The following is a 19,206-nucleotide window of genomic DNA, read 5'->3' on the forward strand; positions in this document are numbered from 1 at the left end:
TAACCGCGCCCATTTGAGTGCTTCATCTAACGGCCTTCTTTAATCGAAAAGGAGGCAGTGATGCCCAAGTTCAATCCCCCGGCACTGCTGCCGGGTCGTATTCATTTCGCGAGCCGTTTGATCGATATCGACGATCATCGTAAGGCGAAGCGAACAAAGTTCTGGATCTATTGCATCGCAAACCCTGCACGCGGGCTCACCTATTATGCGTGTGAGCCTGAGTTTGTTGACTATGCAGCCGACGCTGTCGCACGCGGAACCTTGCCGGTCTTTGGAGGTGCGTCATGACTGCCTCCATCCGCGACCTGTGCGTGGAGACCGTCCCGGTCTCCGCACTCAAGCCTTACGTCAACAACCCGCGCACGCATTCGAAGCGTCAGATCGAGCAGGTGGCTGCAAGTATCCGGACCTTTGGCTGGACGAACCCGATCCTGGTCAGCGACGACCTGGAAATCATCGCCGGGCATGGCCGGTTGGAAGCAGCAAGATCCCTGGGTCTCGGCGAAGTTCCTGTCATGCGGCTTTCCGGCATGAGCGAGGCGCAGAGAAAGGCCTATGTCATCGCGGATAATCGCCTAGCTGAAACGGCGGGCTGGGATGAGGATCTATTGCGCCTGGAAATCGGCGCTTTGATCGAAATGGATCTCGAGTTCGAGATCGAGGCCATTGGCTTTGAGACCGGCGAGATCGATGTGCTGATGGCCGGCGAAGCTCACTCGGCTGACCCTGAAAGCCTGCCTGAGCCAGAAGATGGACCAGCCGTTTCCGAGCTCGGCGATGTCTGGCGCCTGGGTCGTCACCGTCTGGTCTGCGGCGACGCGCTGGAAGCCGCGAGCTATGAGAAGTTGATGCGCGGTGAGCTGGCCGATGCCTGCTTTACGGACCCGCCTTACAATGTGCCGATCGCCGGACATGTCAGTGGGCTTGGCAAGAAGACGCATGACGAGTTCGTCATGGCGTCAGGTGAAATGTCCGACGCTGAATTCGGGAACTTCCTGTCGGCGATGTCAGCGCAGATCAGCGCTTATGTAAAACCGGGCGCGATCGTGTTTGCCTGCATGGACTGGCGGCACATCTGTGACCTGGTCAAGGCCGGTGAGGCCGAGATCGGCACGCTGAAGAACATCTGCGTCTGGAACAAGGATGTGGGCGGAATGGGCTCACTTTATCGGTCCAAGCACGAGATGGTCGCTGTCTTTGCGCGGCGCGGGGCCAGGCACACCAATAACGTCCAGCTCGGACGCTTTGGCCGCAACCGCACCAATGTCTGGGACTATCCGGGCATGTCGCGTCAGCGCAAGGAACTGGCCATGCACCCGACGGTCAAGCCGACCGCCATGGTGGCCGACGCGATCAAGGATGTGACGCGAGTCGACGGGGTCGTGATTGATCCTTTTGGAGGATCGGGTTCGACACTGCTGGCGGCTGAAGGCTGTGGGCGGTCGGCACGGCTGATCGAGCTGGATGCGCGCTATTGTGACCTGATCATCCGGCGCTTTGAAGAGGCCATGGGTCTTTCGGCCATTCATGAAGGTAGCGGCGAGACCTTCAGCCTGGTCAGGGAGATGCGCCGTGACTGGGGCTTGGATGCCATGGGCGAGCCAGCCGAGGAGGCGCTGTGATGCCCGACAATTCAAGCGATGATTACGAGGTCGGCTATGGCAAGCCACCCAAATCGACCCGGTTCAAGAAAGGGCAGAGCGGCAATCCTCGCGGCCGACCCAAGAAACTGGCATCTACGGTTGCCGGCCAGGTCTCAAGGCTGATGCGCGAGCAGTATTCGGCGCGGGTCAATGGTGAAGTAGTCTCGATGACGGGCGAAGAAATGATCGCACGTCGATTGATGGAAAAGGCGCTCAAAGGGGATCCGAAAGCCTTTGAGAAAGTTCATCAGCTGGCCAATCAGCATCAGGCCGACATCGAGCGAATTGCGACAACTGAGCAAAATCCGAAACCCCTCGTCATCGAGTTGGTACACGCCAGAATTCCAGAAGAGGAGTGCTATAAGAAGCCTGGCGAACGGATTCATTACTCCAAGGAAGAAAACACGATCACCCGGGAATCTTGGCCGGGCTATTTGCCTGACGATGCCGAAGACTCAGGGCCAGCAGACATGATCGAAGAGCCGAATGGCGACATGCCGTGCGATGATGATGGCGAACATAGCTATGCCCCTGACGAGGGCGATGATGATGACGATGTCGGGGGTAGTTTGAATCTGGGATAGCCAGGCCGCTTAGACCGCAGGAAATGGCGCGACAGGACACGGCAATATCACAGGCGCTTATTTTTTCCACGTGGACGGCCAGCAGCCCAAGTCGAGCTCTCTTACCTCCGCACCTCATATAACGACTGGACTTCGCGTTCGACCCGAGCATGCATGACGGCAAGCGCCCGAACCCTTTCGGGCTTGTCTCGGTGTAACCACGGCCCGCCATTCCTGGCCGCACCACACCGGAGACAGACATGACCAGGCTTTCCAAATCCCAGCTTTGCATCCTTGAAACCCTTAAAGCCGCTAGCGGCCCCGTGCCCGCCAGGGCGCTGGCCGGCAGCGACGCCGACCCGGCCGCGATCGAGGGCGACCTTAAGGCCCTCGCCCAAACCGGCTTCCTCACCCGCAATTCCAAGTCGGTGCGCATCACCGAGATTGGCCTCGCTGCCCTTGAGCCCGTGCCAAAGCCTACAGCCAAGCCAAAATCGAAGAACGCTGAACCGAAGCCAACAACCAAGAAAGCCCGGCTGATTGAACTCTTAATGGCAAAGGACGGCGTCACTGTACCGGCCCTGGCTGAAACGCTGGGCTGGCTGCCCCATACCACACGCGCCGCCCTGACGGGCTTGAAGAAGGACGGCATGACGATCACCAGGCTCCCGCCCGAGGTCGGAAGCAGGGCCTCGCGCTATACGCTGGGGTCAGCGAAGGAGTCTGCGTGATGGCAAGGCGCAAACTGCCTGAAATCGATCTGGAAGCCCTTCTTGATCGATCCCGCGGCGAACTGGCTGACATGTGGCTCGAAGAATTTGGCATGAGACCGCCCTACGGGATGAGCCAGCCCCTGCTAGCCCGGCTCCTGGCCTACGACCTGCAGGTGTGTGCGTCGGGTGGGCTGGGCACACGGCTGGAAAACCGCCTGGTGGCAGCTGCACGCGGGGACCCGCCAAAGCCCACTGCCCCGCGCCTCAAACCCGGCAGCCAGCTCGTTCGCGACTGGAACGGGATCACCCACCGCGTCGATGTGACCGAGACCGGCTTTGTCTATCGCGACACCCGATACAAGACGCTCTCCAGCGTGGCCAAGGCAATCACGGGCACGCATTGGTCAGGGCCTAGATTCTTCGGGCTGACCGGGCGAAAGGCTGCGCCATGACGACCGTCTCGCAAGCGCCCAGCCCCACCATTCGCTGCGCGGTCTATACCCGCAAGTCCTCCGAAGAAGGCCTGGACCAGGACTTTAATTCCCTCGACGCCCAGTTTGAAGCGTGCGCGGCCTATATCGCCAGCCAGAAGGGGCAGGGCTGGAAGCTTATTCCAGAACGCTATGATGATGGCGGCATATCGGGCGGCACGATGGAGCGCCCCGGCGTCCAGCGCCTGATCGGCGATATCGAGGCGGGCCGCATCGACATGATCGTTGTCTACAAGATCGACCGGCTGACCCGTTCGCTCTCTGACTTTGCCAAGCTGGTCGACCGGCTTGATGCGGCAAACTGCTCCTTCGTCTCGGTCACGCAGGCGTTCAATACCTCGACCTCGATGGGACGGCTGACCTTGAATGTCCTCTTGTCCTTTGCCCAGTTTGAGCGTGAGGTCACCGGCGAGCGCATTCGCGACAAGATCGCCGCGTCCAAGAAGAAGGGCATGTGGATGGGCGGCATGGTGCCGCTTGGCTATGACGTCGATCCGGACCCGGCCAGGCGAGGCCTCGTCATCAACGAGGCCGAGGCCGCACACATCGCCACGATCTATCGACTCTACGATCGCCATGAATGCCTGCGCACGGTGACCGAAAAGGTCGCGGCAGCTGGAATTCGCGCCAAGGCCCGCCAGTTCAAGTCCGGGCAGGCCTATGGCGGCCAGCCGCTCGGCCATGGACAAATCCACTTCATCCTCACCAACCCCATCTATGTCGGCAAAATCCGCCACAAGGCCGAAATCTATGAGGGCCAGCACGCGGCCATCATCGATGATGCACTCTGGCAGCGCGTCCAGGCCAAGCTCCAAGCCCATGCCGCCAAACCGCGCGTGCGCGACTCAAAATCCGGACAATTGCGTGAGCCTCATGAACGCTCACCGCTCGCAGGAAAGCTCTATGACGAGACCGGCGACCGCCTGACTCCCAGCCACACGAAATCCTCATCGAAAGCCGGGTCGAAACGCATCCGCTACTATGTCTCGCGCCGCCTGATGCAAGCACAAAGCAAGGACCCGTCAGGATGGCGCCTCCCGGCCCTCAAGCTTGAACGCGCGATCTCAAGCGCCATCGCGGCGCACCTGGCCGAGCACGGCGACCAACTCCTTAGCGAGCCGGATGCGATCGCGCTCTACCAGGTTCAGCGCCAAGTCCGCGAGCTCCATGCCCGATTGCTCAAACGCGACGAGACTCTCCTGCGCGCCCTGCCCAACACCATCACGGTGTCGGCCCATGCCCTGGCAATCGAGCTCGATCGCGATGCGCTGGCAAAGGCTATCGATGTGAGCCCCGATGCCCTCAATGAGGAGGCGCTACAAATCCGGTCCGGTTTTGCGATCCGCCGGCGCGGCGTCGAGGTCAAGATCATCACCGGCCAGTTTGAACGCGAACCTGACCAGACCCTCATCAATACCATCGCGCGTGCTCATCAATGGCTGGCCGAAGTCCGCAAGGGTGTCTCCTTGGCTGCGATCGGTCGCCGCCATGGCTGGACCGATAGTCCGGTGCGGCTGCGCATTCGCCTGGCCTTCCTATCGCCGGAGATCACCGCTGCCATTCTCGACGGCCGCCAACCCCCCGAGGTCTCCGTGCAATACCTCCTGACCCATCCCATTCCGCTGGGATGGAAGGCGCAGGAAAAGGCGCTCGGCTTTACACCCGCAAACTTCAGGAAATGATCCCTGTTCGGTGATTAAATAATCCCTGTTAATTGGCGTAACAGGGAATGGCTTTTCCCTGTTATTGAGCGCAGGGAATTGCACGCTAAACCCCCGAAATGACGTGGTAATATCTAGCGGAACTTGCAGATTTGGGCCCCAACTGCCCGATCTTCCCTGCAAATCGCTATTTACAGGGAAATGGCCCCCTAACCGATCTGTGCAAAACCGCGATGAGAGACCGTGGGCCCAGAATGCAGGGAAACCAACGAGGTAGCCCGGTCTCGCTTCACAAAAGTCCCTGCTAACCGCCGGAATGACGGGAGTAACAAAAACGTTCTAAATTATTGATTTAAAAGTGGAAATATGCTGGCGGTGAGAGAGGGATTCGAACCCTCGAGACGGTTGCCCGTCTACACGCGTTCCAGGCGTGCGCCTTCGACCACTCGGCCACCTCACCAGCGCAATGGGCGCGCACCATATCCATGGGCGGCTTCCGGTCAAGCAGGGCGGGCGGTGACGGCCGGGTCACGCTGCAGTCGCGCCGTGATCACGGCTGCGAGATCGCCTCTTCCCGGAACGCCGATCGCGCGCCATATGATGGGACCCGAGAGGTCCCGGCGAGGAGGCTGAAATGGCGTGGTTTGACAAGAAGTGGAAGAACGAGCTGGTCCCGGCCGCCGAGGCCCTGAAGGGCCGCGACACGCCGATGCCGCTCGAAGACCGGCATTTCGTCAACGGCCATTCTCTGAGGGACGTGCCCGTCGGGCATCAGGTCGCGGTATTCGGCCTGGGGTGTTTCTGGGGCGCGGAACGCCTGTTCTGGCAGGAAGAGGGCGTGTGGTCGACCAGCGTCGGCTATGCCGGCGGCTCGACCCCCAACCCGACCTATGAGGAGACCTGCACCGGCGGCACCGGCCATGCCGAGGTCGTGCGCATCGTGTTTGACCCGAAAGTCATCTCCTATGGCGAGCTGCTGAAGCTGTTCTGGGAGAATCATGATCCGACCCAGGGTATGCGCCAGGGTGGGGATGTCGGCACGCAATACCGCTCCGCGATCTACTGGATGGACGAGGCCCAGCGCGCCGAAGCCGAAGCCTCGGCCAAGGCCTATGACGCGGCATTGAAAGCCGCCGGGCGCGGCAGCGTGACGACCGAGATCGCGAAGGCCGGCCCCTTCTATTTCGCCGAGGATTATCACCAGCAATACCTCGCCAAGAATCCGGGCGGGTATTGCGGCCTCGGCGGGACGGGCGTCGTCTGTCCGATCGGGCTTGGCGTCAGCGCGGAGTAGTGGCCTTCCGGGGAAGACACGCTAGCGTACACGCATGACCCGTCTCGTCTGCTTCGACGTCGATTCCACGCTTCTTGAAGTCGAAAGCCTCGACTTCGCCCTGGCCGAGCGGCTGGGTCCCGAGGCGCGCGAGAAACTCGAAGCGATCACCAATGCCGGCATGGGCGGGACGATGAGTCTCAGAACCTCGCTCGCCGCGCGGCTCGACCTTGCCCGCCTGTCGCGGCTCGACGTCGCGCGGATCGCGGTCGCGCTGCAGCGGCATCTGACGCCGGGGATGGCGGACCTCGTTGCGAACCTGAAAGCACGCGGCGATGCGGTGGCCGCCGTTTCGGGCGGGTTTCACGACCTGCTCAGGCTGGCGCTGCGGGATCTCGGCTTTGCGGAAGCCATGTGCCGGACGAACCGTTTCACGTGGGACGGGGAGGCGGTGTCGGGGTTCGACGCCTCGATCCCGCTGTCCGACAATGGCGGCAAGGCGGTGGTGCTGCGCGAACTCGCCGCGGCGAGCGGGGCAAGCGAGACGGTGATGGTCGGAGACGGCATCACCGATCTCGAGGCCCACGAGGCCGGAGCCGCGCAGCGCTTCATCGGCTTTGGCGGCGTCGTGCGGCGCGCCAGAGTCGCCGAACGCGCACCGGAATTCGCCGATACGGTCGCAGACCTGCGCGCGGCCCTCCTGCCCTAGCGGGTCAGGAGCCGGGCACGGATCGTGCCGTCCATCGCCTCGATCCGGTCCAGCAGATCGCCCGGAATCTCGCCTTCGAGATCCGCCGTGGCATAGCCGAACGCGCCCGCCGTATTGAGATATTGCGAGGCAATGTTCAGCCCCATGGCGCTTGCCGCCTCGTTGAGGCGCGAAAGATAACCGGGCTGGTTGCGGTGGATGGAAACAAGGCGCGACCGTCCCTCGGCCAGCAGGCCCGGCTCCAGCTCCGGCAGATTGACCGCCTTCGCACTGCCACCCTCGAAGGCATAGCGCGCCAGCTTGATCCCGGCATCGAGGCCGATCGCGGCCTGCGCCTCTTCGGTCGAGCCGCCGATATGCGGGGTGAGCAGCACATTCTCGAAGTCGAGCAGCGGGCTTTCGAACTTCTCGTCCTTGGAGGCCGGCTCCTTCGGGAAAACGTCAACTGCGGCCCCGGCGATGTGGCCGGTGCGCATGGCGCCGGCCAGCGCGTCGATATCCACGAGATCGCCGCGCGCCTGGTTGATCAGGAAGCTGCCCTTCTTCATCCGCTTCAGCTGTTCGGCGCCGATCATGCCGCGGGTCTGCGGCGTGGACGGCACGTGCAGCGTCACAACGTCGGAAATGTCGAGCACCTCTTCAAGCGAGGCGAGTGGCCTTGCATTGCCGTGGGCGAGCTTGGGTTCGACGTCATAGAAATAGACGTGCATGCCGTGACCGGAGGCGAGCACGGAAAGCTGCGAGCCGATATTGCCGTAGCCGATGATCCCCAGCTTCTTGCCGCGCACCTCATGCGAGCCGCGCGCGCTCTTCTGCCATTCGCCGCGGCGGATCGCGTTCGTCTTGGCCGGGATGCCGCGCATCAGCATGACCGCCGAGGCGAGCGTCAGCTCGGCCACCGAGCGCGTATTGGCGAAAGGCGCGTTGAAGACATAGACGCCCTTTTCCGCTGCGGCTTCGAGATCGACCTGGTTGGTGCCGATGCAGAAGCAGCCGATGGCGAGAAGGTCCGGCGCGGCGGCGAGCACTTCGCGCGTGATCCGGGTCCGCGAGCGGATACCGAGCAGGTGCACGCCCTTCAGCCTGCCGATCAGCTCATCGGTCTCGACCGCATGATCGATCCTCTCGATCTCGACTGCGCCATTGCGCGCGAAGGCGGTATCGGCCTCGGGGTGGATATTCTCGACGAGAAGCGCCTTCATTCGGGAATCCGTTCGCAATGCTGCATCTGCGAAATCGTTAGCAGGCGCGGCGCGGCGTGGCTAGCGGCTCGTTTTCGCTGGCCGCCCGCACAGGCGATGCTAGGCTCGCAACCGGAGCGCGAAGCGGGAGGGGTGTCGTGCGCGTACTTGATGTTCTGGCGGGGATCACCGCCGCTGTCGTGCTGTCCGGCACGACCGCCGCGCAGGAATTGCCGGCGGAAGTGGCCACGCCCTATCTCGCTTATGAGCGGGCCCTTGCGGAGGAGGACTGGCAAGGCGCAGCTGATGCGGCGTTGCAGACCGCAGAGGCCGCGGATGCGGCGGGAATCGACGCCGATCTTCGCCTGATACTTTGGGAGAATTCCGGTCTCGCCCATGCCCGGACCGACAACCTTCTGGCCGCTCAGGACCATCTTGCCCGCTCACTGCTTCTGGCAACCGAAGTGGGCAGCCCGACGGATCAGGCACGGTTGAACTATTTCCTGTTCTCATATGCGCTGGCCGGGAAAGGCCCGGACATCGCCTTGGCGCATCTGGCCGCCTTCCAGTCCATCGACGCCCCTCATACCGAGGCTCTGGACGCCTATGAACGCGAAATGCTCTTCATCGTGCTGACGCGGTTGATGCGCCTCAATCCGTTCCGTGAGGACGGGATCACCGACGAGCAATGGCGCTGGTTGAACCGGCTTGAAGCCATCAGCCATGCGGGCAGTGAAGAGTATGTCCTGGTCAGGCGTATCCGGGTTTCGGACGCGATCCGGCGGGCCTCGTGGGACGAAGCCACAAACCTGATCGGAGAAATCTTCGCTTCTCCGCCGCAGGGGTCCGATGCGGAAGAAATCCTCAACGAGCTGACGACCCAGTTCAATATCGTCCTCGTTTTCGGGTATGGCGACCGGACGGGCGACGGCACAGACCGTCTTCCTGCCGCCGCCCGGGAGAATTGGTGCGCAGCCCTCACCAACGAACCCGTCGCGGTCTGGCAACGCATACCGGCGGTGAATATCAACAGGCGGCCGGGGGAAACGCTGCGCGTCGAAGTCCACTACACAGTGGATGCCAACGGACGGATGGGCGAGTTCCGGGCGGAGCCAGCCGACAATCGCGCGTCGAGCCGCGCGGCGCGGATCCTGGAGAATGCCGTGGAGGACTGGCGCTGGCGCCCGCAATGCGAACCCACAGCCGACTACAGTTTCGCCCAGTCGCGCGTCTTCAACAACGCGACCTTCATGCACGGAAGCAATCCGTATTTCGCCCAGCGCGGCAATGTCTCGGGCCGCGGCCGCTTGTTCTAATCCGACGCGTCGTCGCTCGTGAATGGCTGGTCCCGGAACTAGTGTCTTCTACCGAATTCGATTGCACCCCCGGCAATCCGGGCGTAAACGCGCGCACCTTTTGCCCGGATGCCCGCGCTCATGCCCGCTGTCGCCGATACCTGTCCCCGTCCGCTGTTCGGAGCCAATCTGGAAGCCGCCCTCGTCGAGGGGCTGGCCGAGCGCGGCTGGGCGGCGATCGAGCAGGCGATCGACCCCGAACTGGTCCCCGCGCTGCGCGCCCGCGCACAGACCCTGTACGCGCGCAACGCGTTCGATGAGGGACGGGTCGGGCGCGGCGAGGCGCTGACCGGCGCGCCGCGCATCCGCCGGGCGGAAATCGCCTGGCTCGAGGGCGAGGACGCAGCCGAACGCCGCCTGCTGGATGGTGCCGAAGCACTGCGCCAGACTTTGAACCGCGAATTGTTCCTCGGCCTGTTCGAGTTCGAGGCGCATTTCGCGCACTATCCCGAAGGCGGCTTCTATCGTCGGCATCTCGACGCGTTCGCCGGCGGGGTGAAGTCCCGCGTCGTCAGCTTCGTGGCCTATCTCAACGAGGCGTGGGCGGAGGGGGATGGCGGGGAGCTGGCCATGTGGACGGGCCCCGACGACACGGGCGAGCCCACTGCCCTGATCGCGCCGAAGCCCGGCACGCTGGTCGTCATGCTGTCGGAGCGGATTCCCCATGAAGTGCGCCCGGCGGCACGCGAGCGGCTGAGCCTGGCGGGCTGGTTCCGGGTCAATCCCGGGGTCGGCGGCGTGCTCGACCCGGCGGCCTGATACACGGCTTTCCCGACTGGCCAATTCCGCCCTATCGTGACCGGCGAAACGGAGGAGGCCGGCCATGTTCCTGACCATCGAGAAACTGCTCGATCCCGGCGAGGTCCAGCGCCTGCAGGAGATTGCCGCACGAGTCCGCTTCGTCGATGGCAAGGCGACCAATCCGCACACGACGGTGAAGCAGAATCTGCAGGCCGACCAGTCGACGTCGGATTCCTCGGAAGCCTCGAGCATCGTGTTCCAGGCCTTCCGCCGCAGCCGCGATTTCGAGGATTTCGCCCTGCCGCAGATGATCGCGCCGCCGCTGCTGACCAAGTACGGGCCGGGCCAGCATTATGGCGAGCATATCGATGCCGGCGAGATCATCGTCGGCAATCAGCGCATCCGCACCGATTTGTCCTGTACCGTCTTCCTGAACGATCCGGACAGCTATGAGGGCGGCGAGCTGGAATCCCGTCTCGGCAACCGGACGATGATGTACAAGGGTCAGCCGGGCGATGCGATCGTCTATCCGTCCACGACCTATCACCAGGTGAAGGAGGTGACGAAGGGCGAGCGCCTCGTCGCCATCACCTTCATCCAGTCGCGCCTGCCCGACAGCCTCTTGCGCGAGATCCTCTACGAGCTGGGCGAGGTCTATGCCTATGAGGCGGACACTATGAGCTGGGAGAACCGCAACCGGCTGGAATTCGTGCAGCAGAATCTGAAGCGGCTCTGGCTGCGCTAGTTTTTTCCTTCTCCCCTGGGGGGGGAGAAGGTGGCCTGAAAGGCCGGATGAGAGGTTTTCTTAAAGTCACCCCTCACCCCGGCCCTCTCCCCCGAGGGGAGAGGGAGGATTTCACAGCCAGTCCGACATGCCGGCCAGTCCTTCGTACCGCCCGACCAATCCCTCGACCATGGCCCGGCCTTTCGCGATCTCGCTGGCATTACGCGCGGCGCTTTCGGCCTGTTGTGCGGCGCGATCGTCCGGCGTGAAGCCCTGATCGGGCGATTTCGAATAGCGCGACATGATCGGCGAGGCGATCGACCGCTCTGCGTCGTCCGGTGCGGCCGGCAGACCGAAATGCGCCGCGACGGCGTGGAGGATTTCGCCGGGCCGGGACAGGAAACCCTCAAAATCGAGCGCCATCACACGGCCCGGCTCCGCCTGCGCCAGGCCGGCCAGGGTCGATGCTTCGGCGAGCCAGCTGAGTGCGGCCAGTTCGCCGGGCGACAGGGCATGCAGGCGGACGCCGGGGTCGCCGCCGCAGAGCGAGGCCAGGCGGGACAGGCGCACCCGCGCGCCGCGCATCAAATCGGCGGAGGGCTCGTCCGGTGCCAGCAGCGCAGCGAGATAGGACGGAAGCGGAATGCGCACGGTCAGCGCCGAAGCACCGGGAGCCGCGGCCATGAGGTCGGGGGCCAGACCGCTCGACAGGCTGGTCGCCTTGACAATGGCGGTAGCCGCCCCCTCCGGCCGGCGCGCCCAGCTGCGCACGAAGGCATCGATCAGGGCGCGACAACGCGCCTCCCCCAGCGGATCCCACGGCTTGTCTGCCTCGCAGCGCGCGTCGGCCAGCACGCGCAATGGCGTCGGTTCACGCACCGGGAAACCGCCCAGCGCGGCGAGAAGCCGTGACAGGAGGGTCGAGCCGCAATGGCCGACATGAAAGATGAAGCCCGGCGCGTCGGTGGGGGCCGGAAGCTGCCCGGCCATGGCGAGGAAATCGTCCTCGCCGAGCCAGCCGCCACGCGGACCGGACCGGAACAGGCGGTCGTCGAGAAAGCTCTCGGCGAGATAGGTTTCGACGGGAAGGTCGAGCATTAGCACGCGGCGCGCCGCGATATCCAGTGAATGTGGGAAGTAGCGCGGACCGGCGGCGAAGCCGTCCGCGACTTCCTGGGTTGAAAGCGGCGCGTTCATGCCCCCGTCCTAGACGAGTTCAGGCGGGAGGATAAGGGGCGGTGGCCGCCTCAGATGTCCGGCTCAGGCCTCCGGCTCGATGCGGAAGATCTCGCCGTCATAATCGACGATGTAGAGGCCACCGCTCTGATCGGTTCCGAAGCTGGACACGTTGTCGATCGACCCGGCATCGGGCGTGAAGTCCTGATCGCGCTGGATCAGGCCCGGCGCGGGGACCGGACTGTCCGGATCCAGATATTCAACCGGGATGGACCAGACATTGCCATTGACGAAATCACCGAAGACATAGTGGCCGTTCAGCGCCGCCAGCTCGCCGCGATAGACATAGCCGCCTGTGATGGAATTGCCCTGATAGGGGCCGGAGCCATGGGGATAGTCGAGCACCGGGCCGGTAAAGGCATCGCTGTCGGCCCCGCCTTCGTGCGGCTGTGTGCCCTCGCGCACGGGCCAGCCGAAATTGAGGCCCGCCTCGCCGCGGCGGATGATGTCGACTTCCTCGACGGCCCCCTGGCCCACATCGCCGATATAGAGATCCCCCGTTGCGGGATCGAAGCCGGCGCGGAAAGGATTTCTGAGGCCGGTGGCCCACACCTCCGGCGCGCCGCCGCCGGAGGCGTAGGGGTTTCCGGCCGGAATCGCATAGTCGCGCTGGGAGTCGCCGGGGAAGTCATCCGACGACGGATCAATTCGAAGAATCGCTCCGAGTAGCGTGTTGGGATTCTGGCCATTTTCGAACGGGTCACCGCTGCCCCCGCCATCGCCGGAAGCGATGTAGAGCATGTTGTCCGGCCCGAAGCCCAGCCATCCGCCATTGTGATTGGCCTGGGGCTGCGCATAGGTCAGGATGACGTCCATGCTGGCCGGGTCGGCCTGATCCGGATCGTCGCCCTCCGTCGCGTAACGGCGGATTTCCGTGTCGCCGTCCGCATTCGTGACATTGACGTAGAAGACGCCGGAAGTGTCGAAGTCCGGGGCCAGGGCGAGACCGAGCAGACCGCCCTCGCCTTCTGTCGAGATATTGGCCGACACATCAAGGAAGAGATCGGGGTCGACCGCGCCGGTCAGCGCGTTGACGATATGGACCTGACCGGTCTTGCGCGCCACAAGGATGCGCGCCGGAGAGCCGGGCAGTCCAGTAACGAACAGGGCCTGGGACAGGCCGGTTGTGACGCGGCGGACCCGGAAACCGGTGTCGAGGATCGGGCGGAACTGAACCGTGGCCGCGCCGTCGTCCGCGAGCGTTTCGAGGAAGGCGGTCACGATATTGTCGGTCACCTCCCCGCGGCGGTCGGACGGCCAGTCGGCCTCGAAGCCAAGCCCCGCCAGATTGCCGATCGCATTGCATGCGGGGCCTTCGCCCGAAGACGCGATCGTCATCGCGGCGCTCAAAAGATTGGTCTGAAATTGCGCGTCGGCGTAGCTGAAATCGCCATCGATCAGGCAGTTGGCGCTCATGCTGCCACCGGAGGCGAAGCTGCCGTCGACGCTGCCCGATGTCAAAGTCGCATATCCTGCCGGCGTGCCATTGGCGATCAGCTGGTACGGGCCGGTCAGGTCGGTCAGCGGGACCTCCCGCGCCACAAGGCTGTCGAACTGACCGCGAAACAGGATACGCGGGTTTTCGGTGTCCGCGGGATCGAAAACGCCTTCGACATGGCTCGCCGGCGCAAAGGGCCCACGGAGGGTGTAGGTTTCCGCTCCGCCATCTTCCAGATCATGGAGACGTGCGTTGTCGGCGCGAATGCGCCCGGCCTCGCTGCCCGGTACGGCGGTGCCGAAGAAGGCGAGCGCCACATCATCGAAGGGCGCAATGCGTTGCGACAGGCCGAACCCGCCTGCGACCACGCCGTCAGGTCCGAACAGGAGAAGGCCTTCGCCGCGCGCATCGCCGGTTTCGAACACAGCTTCGAAAATGCCGGAAGGCAGCGTCTCGCCCACAATGGGCGGCCGCCCCGGTGCGGTCGCAGCGCTCGATGCCGAGGACAACTCCGTGCCTGCCAGTTCGGGCGTGCGCGCCAGAGCGACCGAGGCGAGTTCCTCGGGCGCGACGGGCGGCGCCTCGCGCGTATGGAAGCGCAGGTGGACACGCGACAGGTCGGGGTTGAACCGGACACCCGCCCCCTGGTCGGCATAGGCAAAGACCGAGAAGGTCGACGCATCGTTGCCGATCGTCGCATTGACGCTGGTCTGGCCGGGCGGGGGCGGTGTCTGGGCCGGATTGCCCGCCTCATCGATGCAGCTACCGTCACTGCCGGTCTCGCACACGCCAAGGGTCAAGGGCTCGCCGAGGAGATCGCCCATGTCGGCACTGACGATGACATCGATATCCGTTCCGTCGCCGATATTCGCCGCTGCCACGGCCGCGGCCTGTGCCCGGTTCAGCGCGGCGATCCGCATGACGCCATCGCCCGACGGGGTGATCATGACAGGAAGAATGTCCGGCCCGGGCCCGGTGCGAGCCGTCAGCAGCACCGTGTTCACGCCATCGATCCGGGCCGCCGGCAGGGCGTTGGAGCAGACAAAGTCGAGATCGATTTCCGCCTCGTCCAAGGGCTCGCTGGCGGTGAAGGAGAGAATGAAATTCTGTGTTCCGCCGGCGGGAATATCGACGGGGACATCCTGTGCTGCGGTAAAGGTCTGGTTGCTGGAATCGACGGCGCGGAAGCCGAATGTGCCGGGGAAGCCGCTGACCGCCGGGGCGCAGCTCGTGCCCGCCGTGTCGCCGCTGTTGGCCATCACCGCAAAGGCGGTCAGCGTATCGCCGACCGAACCTGCCCGGGCATTGGGAAGCGTCGATGCCCCCAGTTGGGGGTCAGCATGAGCGGCGCCGGCGGCGAGTACCGTGGCGGTCAGGAGGGCGGTTTTGAACATGGGAGACTCCGGGGGTCGCACGCGTGAACGCGAGCGGGAAACCGCCCGCAACTTGCGACTCCAACCGCATTACCCCCGGAAGTGTTCCGCCGCTGGCCGGATCAGTGGCCGGATTATTCGGCGGAAGCGCCCTGCAGGCCGCGCAGCGCCGCCAGCGACCGGTCGACATGCTCGTAAGGGCTGAGCTCGGTATAGGCCATCGCGACCGTCTGGTCGGTGCCGATCACATAGGTGGTCCGATTGGTCCAACCCGGACGCAGGAGCCAGCCCGCCTTATAGTCGCCGATCATGCCGTCCGCCGTGGCGAAGACCGGGAAGGCCGAGGCGCAATGCTGGGTCGAGAAATCCGCGAGCTGGTCGGTATTGCCCGCCGTGACACCGATCACCTGCGCGCCCAGCGCCTCGAACTCGGCGATGGATTCGGCAAAGCTCGCCGCCTGCGCCTCGCAGCCGGAGGTGAAGGCCGCCGGGAAGAAGAAGAGCACGACCGGACCGCTTTCCAGCGCCTCGGTCAGGTGGAAGCTGACCGGCTCCCCGGCCTGATACCCCTCGACCGTGAAGTCGGGTGCGGCCTCGCCGGGCTGAAGTTCGGCGGCGGCGGGCGCGGCGATCGCGGCGCTGAGGGCGGCGGCGGTGAGGAAGTGGCGGAACATGACGGGTCTCCCGGTTGGGTTTCGGACGGAGGATATAGGACGCGGCGATGCCTTGGCGAGAGAACGTTGAAATTTCGGCTCGGTCGGCCGATGCTTTCGTTAGGTGGAGGATTGAAATGCCGAAAGTCGTTTTAACTCAGCGCGCTGAGAGCGGGTATGACGACGTGCCTGGTGAACTTTATCACTTTCCTCGACAATACCTCAAAGCTGCTGAAGAAGCGCGAGAGGATGGTTGCTTATTCTATGAACCCCGGCGGGGCGATGGTCGCATGGCCTATTGGGCTGCCGGAAGAATTTCCGAAATCTTCGACGATCGGGATCGGGACGATCATTATTACGCGCGCATCAGCGACTTCATGACGTTTCCAGTCGCGGTTCCGTTTCAGCGAGCCGACGGATCTTTTTGGGAATCTAAGTTGGCTCGGGACGACGGACTTCCGAGTCGAGGGGCGATGGGTTGGTCGATACGTCGAATACCAGACCACGAGTTCGACCTCGTTCTCAAGGCGGGATTTGCGCCTGCACTTGGACCAGAACTTGACGATCGCTTCTCAGCGCAAAGCGGATTTGAGGAAGAACAGTTCGACTTCGAAAGACCGGTATTCGAACAAATACTCCAGCGGAAGGTGCGAGACCGTGCGTTTGCGCTTCAAGTCAGAAATGCCTACGATTCTCGTTGCGCTATCACAGGCTTGAGACTCATCAACGGTGGGGGTCGTGCAGAAATCGAAGCGGCCCATATCAAGCCGGTAGAAGACCGCGGCCCCGACTCAATTCGAAACGGCATCGCGCTATCTCGGACGGTCCATTGGATGTTCGATCGCGGCTTGCTCAGCGTGGATCGTGATTTCCGACTATTGGTCGCAACTTCTCTCATTCCGGAAGGCGTAGAGCGTCTATTCCATCCAAGCGGATACGTTCACGTTCCCGACACTGCGCGAGATCAGCCGGGCGACACGTTTCTGCGGTGGCATCGAGAAAACCGGTTTAAAGGTTAATCCGCGTCCATCTTGAGGGCGGCGATGAAGGCTTCCTGCGGGATGTCGACCTTGCCGAACTGGCGCATCTTCTTTTTCCCCTCCTTCTGCTTGTCGAGCAGCTTACGCTTGCGGGTCGCGTCGCCACCATAGCATTTGGCGGTCACGTCCTTGCGGAGCGCGGAGAGGGTTTCCCGGGCGATGATCCGGCCGCCGATGGCCGCCTGGATCGGGATCTTGAACATGTGCCGCGGGATCAGATCTTTCAGCTTCTCGCACATGCCGCGGCCACGCGCCTCGGCGCGCGAGCGGTGCACGATCATGGAGAGGGCATCGACCGGCTCGTCATTGACGAGGATGGACATCTTCACGAGGTCGTCCTCGCGATAGTCCTTCCACTGATAGTCGAAGCTGGCATAGCCCTTGGTGATGGATTTCAGCCGGTCGTAGAAGTCGAACACGACCTCGTTCAGCGGCAGTTCGTAGACCACCATGGCGCGCGAGCCGGCATAGGTCAGCTCCTTCTGGATGCCGCGCCGGTCCTGGCACAGTTTCAGAACGCCGCCGAGATATTCGTCCGGCACGAAGATGGTCGCGGTGATCCACGGCTCTGCGATGGCGTCGATCTTCACCGGGTCGGGCATGTCGGCGGGATTGTGCAGATCGATCACCTCGCCGTCCGTCATGGTGATCTTGTAGATCACCGACGGGGCGGTGGTGATGAGGTCGACATTGTATTCCCGCTCCAGCCGCTCGCGGATCACTTCGAGGTGGAGCAGGCCCAGGAAGCCGCAACGGAAGCCGAAGCCGAGCGCGGCGGATGTTTCCATCTCGTAGCTGAAGCTGGCGTCGTTGAGGGCGAGGCGCTCGACCGCATCGCGCAGATCCTCGAACTCGGCACTGTCGACCGGGAAAAGGCCGCAGAAGACGACCGGCACGGCGGGTTTGAAGCCCGGCAGCGGCTTTGCGGTCGGGCGGCGCTCGTCGGTGACCGTGTCGCCGACCCGGGCGTCGCGCACCTGCTTGATCGAGGCGTTGAGATAGCCGATCTCGCCCGGCCCGAGGCTGTCGACGGTCTGCTTGGCGGGACGGAACACACCGACGCCGTCGACATGATAGGAGGCGCCGGCGCCCATCAGGCGGACTTTCATGCCCTTTTTCAGCGTGCCTTCCATGATCCGCACCAAGCAGATGACGCCGAGATAGGTATCGTACCAGCTGTCGACGAGGAGCGCCTTCAGCGGCGCTTCCGGATCGCCGGCCTTCGGCGCGGGCAGGCGCGTGACGATGGCTTCCAGCACGTCGGGGATGCCGATGCCGGTCTTGGCGGAAATCTTCAGCGCGTCGGAGGCGTCGATACCGATCACGTCCTCGATCTGCTGGCAGACGCGTTCGGGTTCCGCGGCGGGCAGGTCGATCTTGTTGAGCACCGGCACGATGTCGAGATCGGCGTCGATCGCCTGATAGACATTGGCCAGGGTCTGCGCCTCGACGCCCTGCGCCGCGTCCACGACCAGCAGCGCGCCTTCACAGGCATAGAGCGAGCGCGAGACCTCATAGGCGAAATCGACATGTCCCGGCGTGTCGATCAGGTTGAGGACATAGGTCTCCCCGTCCTGCGCCGTGTAGTCGAGGCGGACGGTCTGGGCCTTGATCGTGATGCCGCGTTCGCGCTCGATATCCATGTTATCGAGCACCTGCTCCTTCATCTCGCGCTCGGTCAGGCCGCCGGTGAACTGGATCAGCCGGTCGGCGAGCGTGGATTTGCCGTGGTCGATATGCGCCACGATGGAGAAATTGCGGATGCGCGCGGGGTTCGTTGTCATGGCGCGGGAGGTAGCAGAGCAAGGGCATCCCGCCAAGCGGCACGTCAGGACGTAACATAGGTTACGATTGCGCCGCTCTCCCGAAGCCGTAATGTGCGGCAAGGATTGAAGAATTTCCCGCGGCCTGACGGGAGAAGGACTTTGACATGCCGAACGCGGCACGCCTCATCTATGTGTCGACGGCCCGGCCGGGCCTGAAATTCGCCGATATCGAAGCCGTTCTCGATGCCGCCCGGACGCGAAATGCCTCGGAGGACATCACCGGCCTCCTCCTGTTCGACGGGTCGAGCTTCATGCAATTGCTTGAGGGCCCGGAGGACGCGATCGAACGGGTGTTCTCGTCGATCGCGGCGGACGACCGGCATACCGGCATCGTACGCATCCATTCGGAATCCGGCGTGACGCGCGAGTTTTCCGACTGGGCGATGGGCTATTCCCTGCTCGACGATCCGCGCGCGCCGTCGGGCGCGAAATGGTTTCCGCTGACGAACACCCTCCTGGTCAAGCATCTGCCGGCCGGCATGACGCCGTGGATCCGCAATCTCTTCCTCAGCTTCCTGTCGGTGGCGAAGGCCGCGGAATAGTAATCCGCCGCCCCGCCGCGCTGTCGCCGCAATCGGGTTTGAGT

The 19,206-nt window shown here is 63.6% G+C and carries 18 protein-coding genes and 1 tRNA gene; 13 read left to right on the forward strand and 6 right to left on the reverse strand.

Annotation, left to right across the window (positions count from 1 at the left end; genetic code table 11):
* Positions 1 to 60 precede the first annotated feature (60 nt).
* From L5876_RS11915 to L5876_RS11940, 6 genes are all read left to right on the forward strand, one after another.
* Entirely contained in the window at positions 61 to 288 is a 228-nt protein-coding gene (locus tag L5876_RS11915; RefSeq protein WP_236956580.1) for a hypothetical protein, read from the forward strand.
* A complete protein-coding gene (locus tag L5876_RS11920; RefSeq protein WP_236956581.1) occupies positions 285 to 1,622 on the forward strand; it encodes a site-specific DNA-methyltransferase in 1,338 nt (445 codons plus the stop codon). Before L5876_RS11915 ends, L5876_RS11920 begins: the two co-directional genes overlap by 4 nt.
* Positions 1,622 to 2,227 carry a DUF5681 domain-containing protein gene (locus L5876_RS11925; RefSeq protein WP_236956582.1) on the forward strand — a complete coding sequence of 202 codons (606 nt, stop codon included), beginning with the start codon at positions 1,622 to 1,624 and terminating at the stop codon, positions 2,225 to 2,227. Before L5876_RS11920 ends, L5876_RS11925 begins: the two co-directional genes overlap by 1 nt.
* Before the next feature lie 239 nt (positions 2,228 to 2,466).
* Positions 2,467 to 2,937: a DUF3489 domain-containing protein gene (locus L5876_RS11930; RefSeq protein ID WP_236956583.1), complete on the forward strand. Its 471-nt coding sequence runs from the start codon at positions 2,467 to 2,469 to the stop codon at positions 2,935 to 2,937.
* Positions 2,937 to 3,371, forward strand: coding sequence for a DUF2924 domain-containing protein (locus L5876_RS11935; protein ID WP_236956584.1), 435 nt, complete (start codon positions 2,937 to 2,939; stop codon positions 3,369 to 3,371). The genes L5876_RS11930 and L5876_RS11935 overlap by 1 nt, the downstream gene beginning before the upstream one ends.
* On the forward strand, positions 3,368 to 5,092 hold the full coding sequence (locus tag L5876_RS11940; RefSeq protein WP_236956585.1) for a recombinase family protein: 1,725 nt from the start codon (positions 3,368 to 3,370) through the stop codon (positions 5,090 to 5,092). Before L5876_RS11935 ends, L5876_RS11940 begins: the two co-directional genes overlap by 4 nt.
* Positions 5,093 to 5,441: 349 nt before the next feature.
* On the opposite strand, the gene L5876_RS11945 is transcribed toward L5876_RS11940, so the two are convergent.
* Positions 5,442 to 5,531: transfer RNA gene (locus L5876_RS11945), tRNA-Ser, on the reverse strand.
* A 174-nt stretch (positions 5,532 to 5,705) separates the two neighbouring features.
* On the opposite strand from L5876_RS11945, the gene msrA reads away from it, so the two are divergent.
* Both msrA and L5876_RS11955 read left to right on the forward strand, forming a co-directional pair.
* On the forward strand, positions 5,706 to 6,365 hold the full coding sequence (msrA, locus tag L5876_RS11950; protein ID WP_236956586.1) for a peptide-methionine (S)-S-oxide reductase MsrA: 660 nt from the start codon (positions 5,706 to 5,708) through the stop codon (positions 6,363 to 6,365).
* 34 nt (positions 6,366 to 6,399) lie between these two features.
* Positions 6,400 to 7,053 (forward strand): HAD-IB family phosphatase, encoded by a 654-nt coding sequence (locus tag L5876_RS11955; RefSeq protein WP_236956587.1) that lies wholly within the window; start codon positions 6,400 to 6,402, stop codon positions 7,051 to 7,053.
* On the opposite strand, the gene serA is transcribed toward L5876_RS11955, so the two are convergent.
* The gene (serA, locus tag L5876_RS11960; RefSeq protein ID WP_236956588.1) at positions 7,050 to 8,255 is read right to left on the reverse strand and encodes a phosphoglycerate dehydrogenase; all 1,206 of its coding nucleotides are present in this window, start codon (positions 8,253 to 8,255) and stop codon (positions 7,050 to 7,052) included. The two genes, L5876_RS11955 and serA, sit on opposite strands and share 4 nt — an antisense overlap.
* Positions 8,256 to 8,392: 137 nt before the next feature.
* On the opposite strand from serA, the gene L5876_RS11965 reads away from it, so the two are divergent.
* The 3 genes from L5876_RS11965 (at position 8,393) to L5876_RS11975 (ending at position 11,075) form a co-directional block, all read left to right on the forward strand.
* Positions 8,393 to 9,550 carry a hypothetical protein gene (locus L5876_RS11965; RefSeq protein WP_236956589.1) on the forward strand — a complete coding sequence of 386 codons (1,158 nt, stop codon included), beginning with the start codon at positions 8,393 to 8,395 and terminating at the stop codon, positions 9,548 to 9,550.
* Between the two features lie 120 nt (positions 9,551 to 9,670).
* Positions 9,671 to 10,348 (forward strand): 2OG-Fe(II) oxygenase, encoded by a 678-nt coding sequence (locus L5876_RS11970; RefSeq protein ID WP_236956590.1) that lies wholly within the window; start codon positions 9,671 to 9,673, stop codon positions 10,346 to 10,348.
* 64 nt (positions 10,349 to 10,412) lie between these two features.
* Positions 10,413 to 11,075 (forward strand): Fe2+-dependent dioxygenase, encoded by a 663-nt coding sequence (locus L5876_RS11975; protein WP_236956591.1) that lies wholly within the window; start codon positions 10,413 to 10,415, stop codon positions 11,073 to 11,075.
* Between the two features lie 111 nt (positions 11,076 to 11,186).
* Here the strand turns inward: L5876_RS11975 and L5876_RS11980 are convergent, their stop codons facing one another.
* The 3 genes from L5876_RS11980 to L5876_RS11990 all read right to left on the reverse strand — a co-directional run bounded on the left by L5876_RS11980 (position 11,187) and on the right by L5876_RS11990 (position 15,775).
* Entirely contained in the window at positions 11,187 to 12,251 is a 1,065-nt protein-coding gene (locus L5876_RS11980) for a sulfotransferase (protein WP_236956592.1), read from the reverse strand.
* A gap of 63 nt (positions 12,252 to 12,314) precedes the next feature.
* Positions 12,315 to 15,122, reverse strand: a complete 2,808-nt coding sequence (locus L5876_RS11985) for a sorbosone dehydrogenase family protein (protein WP_236956593.1) — start codon at positions 15,120 to 15,122, stop codon at positions 12,315 to 12,317.
* Positions 15,123 to 15,235: 113 nt separating this feature from the next.
* Entirely contained in the window at positions 15,236 to 15,775 is a 540-nt protein-coding gene (locus L5876_RS11990) for a peroxiredoxin (RefSeq protein ID WP_236956594.1), read from the reverse strand.
* A 116-nt stretch (positions 15,776 to 15,891) separates the two neighbouring features.
* On the opposite strand from L5876_RS11990, the gene L5876_RS11995 reads away from it, so the two are divergent.
* Positions 15,892 to 16,773 carry an HNH endonuclease gene (locus tag L5876_RS11995; protein WP_236956595.1) on the forward strand — a complete coding sequence of 294 codons (882 nt, stop codon included), beginning with the start codon at positions 15,892 to 15,894 and terminating at the stop codon, positions 16,771 to 16,773.
* Here L5876_RS11995 and lepA read toward each other — a convergent pair.
* Entirely contained in the window at positions 16,770 to 18,578 is a 1,809-nt protein-coding gene (gene lepA / locus L5876_RS12000; protein ID WP_236956596.1) for a translation elongation factor 4, read from the reverse strand. The two genes, L5876_RS11995 and lepA, sit on opposite strands and share 4 nt — an antisense overlap.
* A 146-nt stretch (positions 18,579 to 18,724) precedes the next feature.
* On the opposite strand from lepA, the gene L5876_RS12005 reads away from it, so the two are divergent.
* Positions 18,725 to 19,162: a BLUF domain-containing protein gene (locus tag L5876_RS12005; RefSeq protein ID WP_236956597.1), complete on the forward strand. Its 438-nt coding sequence runs from the start codon at positions 18,725 to 18,727 to the stop codon at positions 19,160 to 19,162.
* The last annotated feature ends 44 nt before the right edge of the window (positions 19,163 to 19,206 follow it).

The organism is Hyphobacterium sp. SN044, assembly GCF_021864465.1.
Taxonomy (GTDB): Bacteria; Pseudomonadota; Alphaproteobacteria; order Caulobacterales; family Maricaulaceae; genus Hyphobacterium.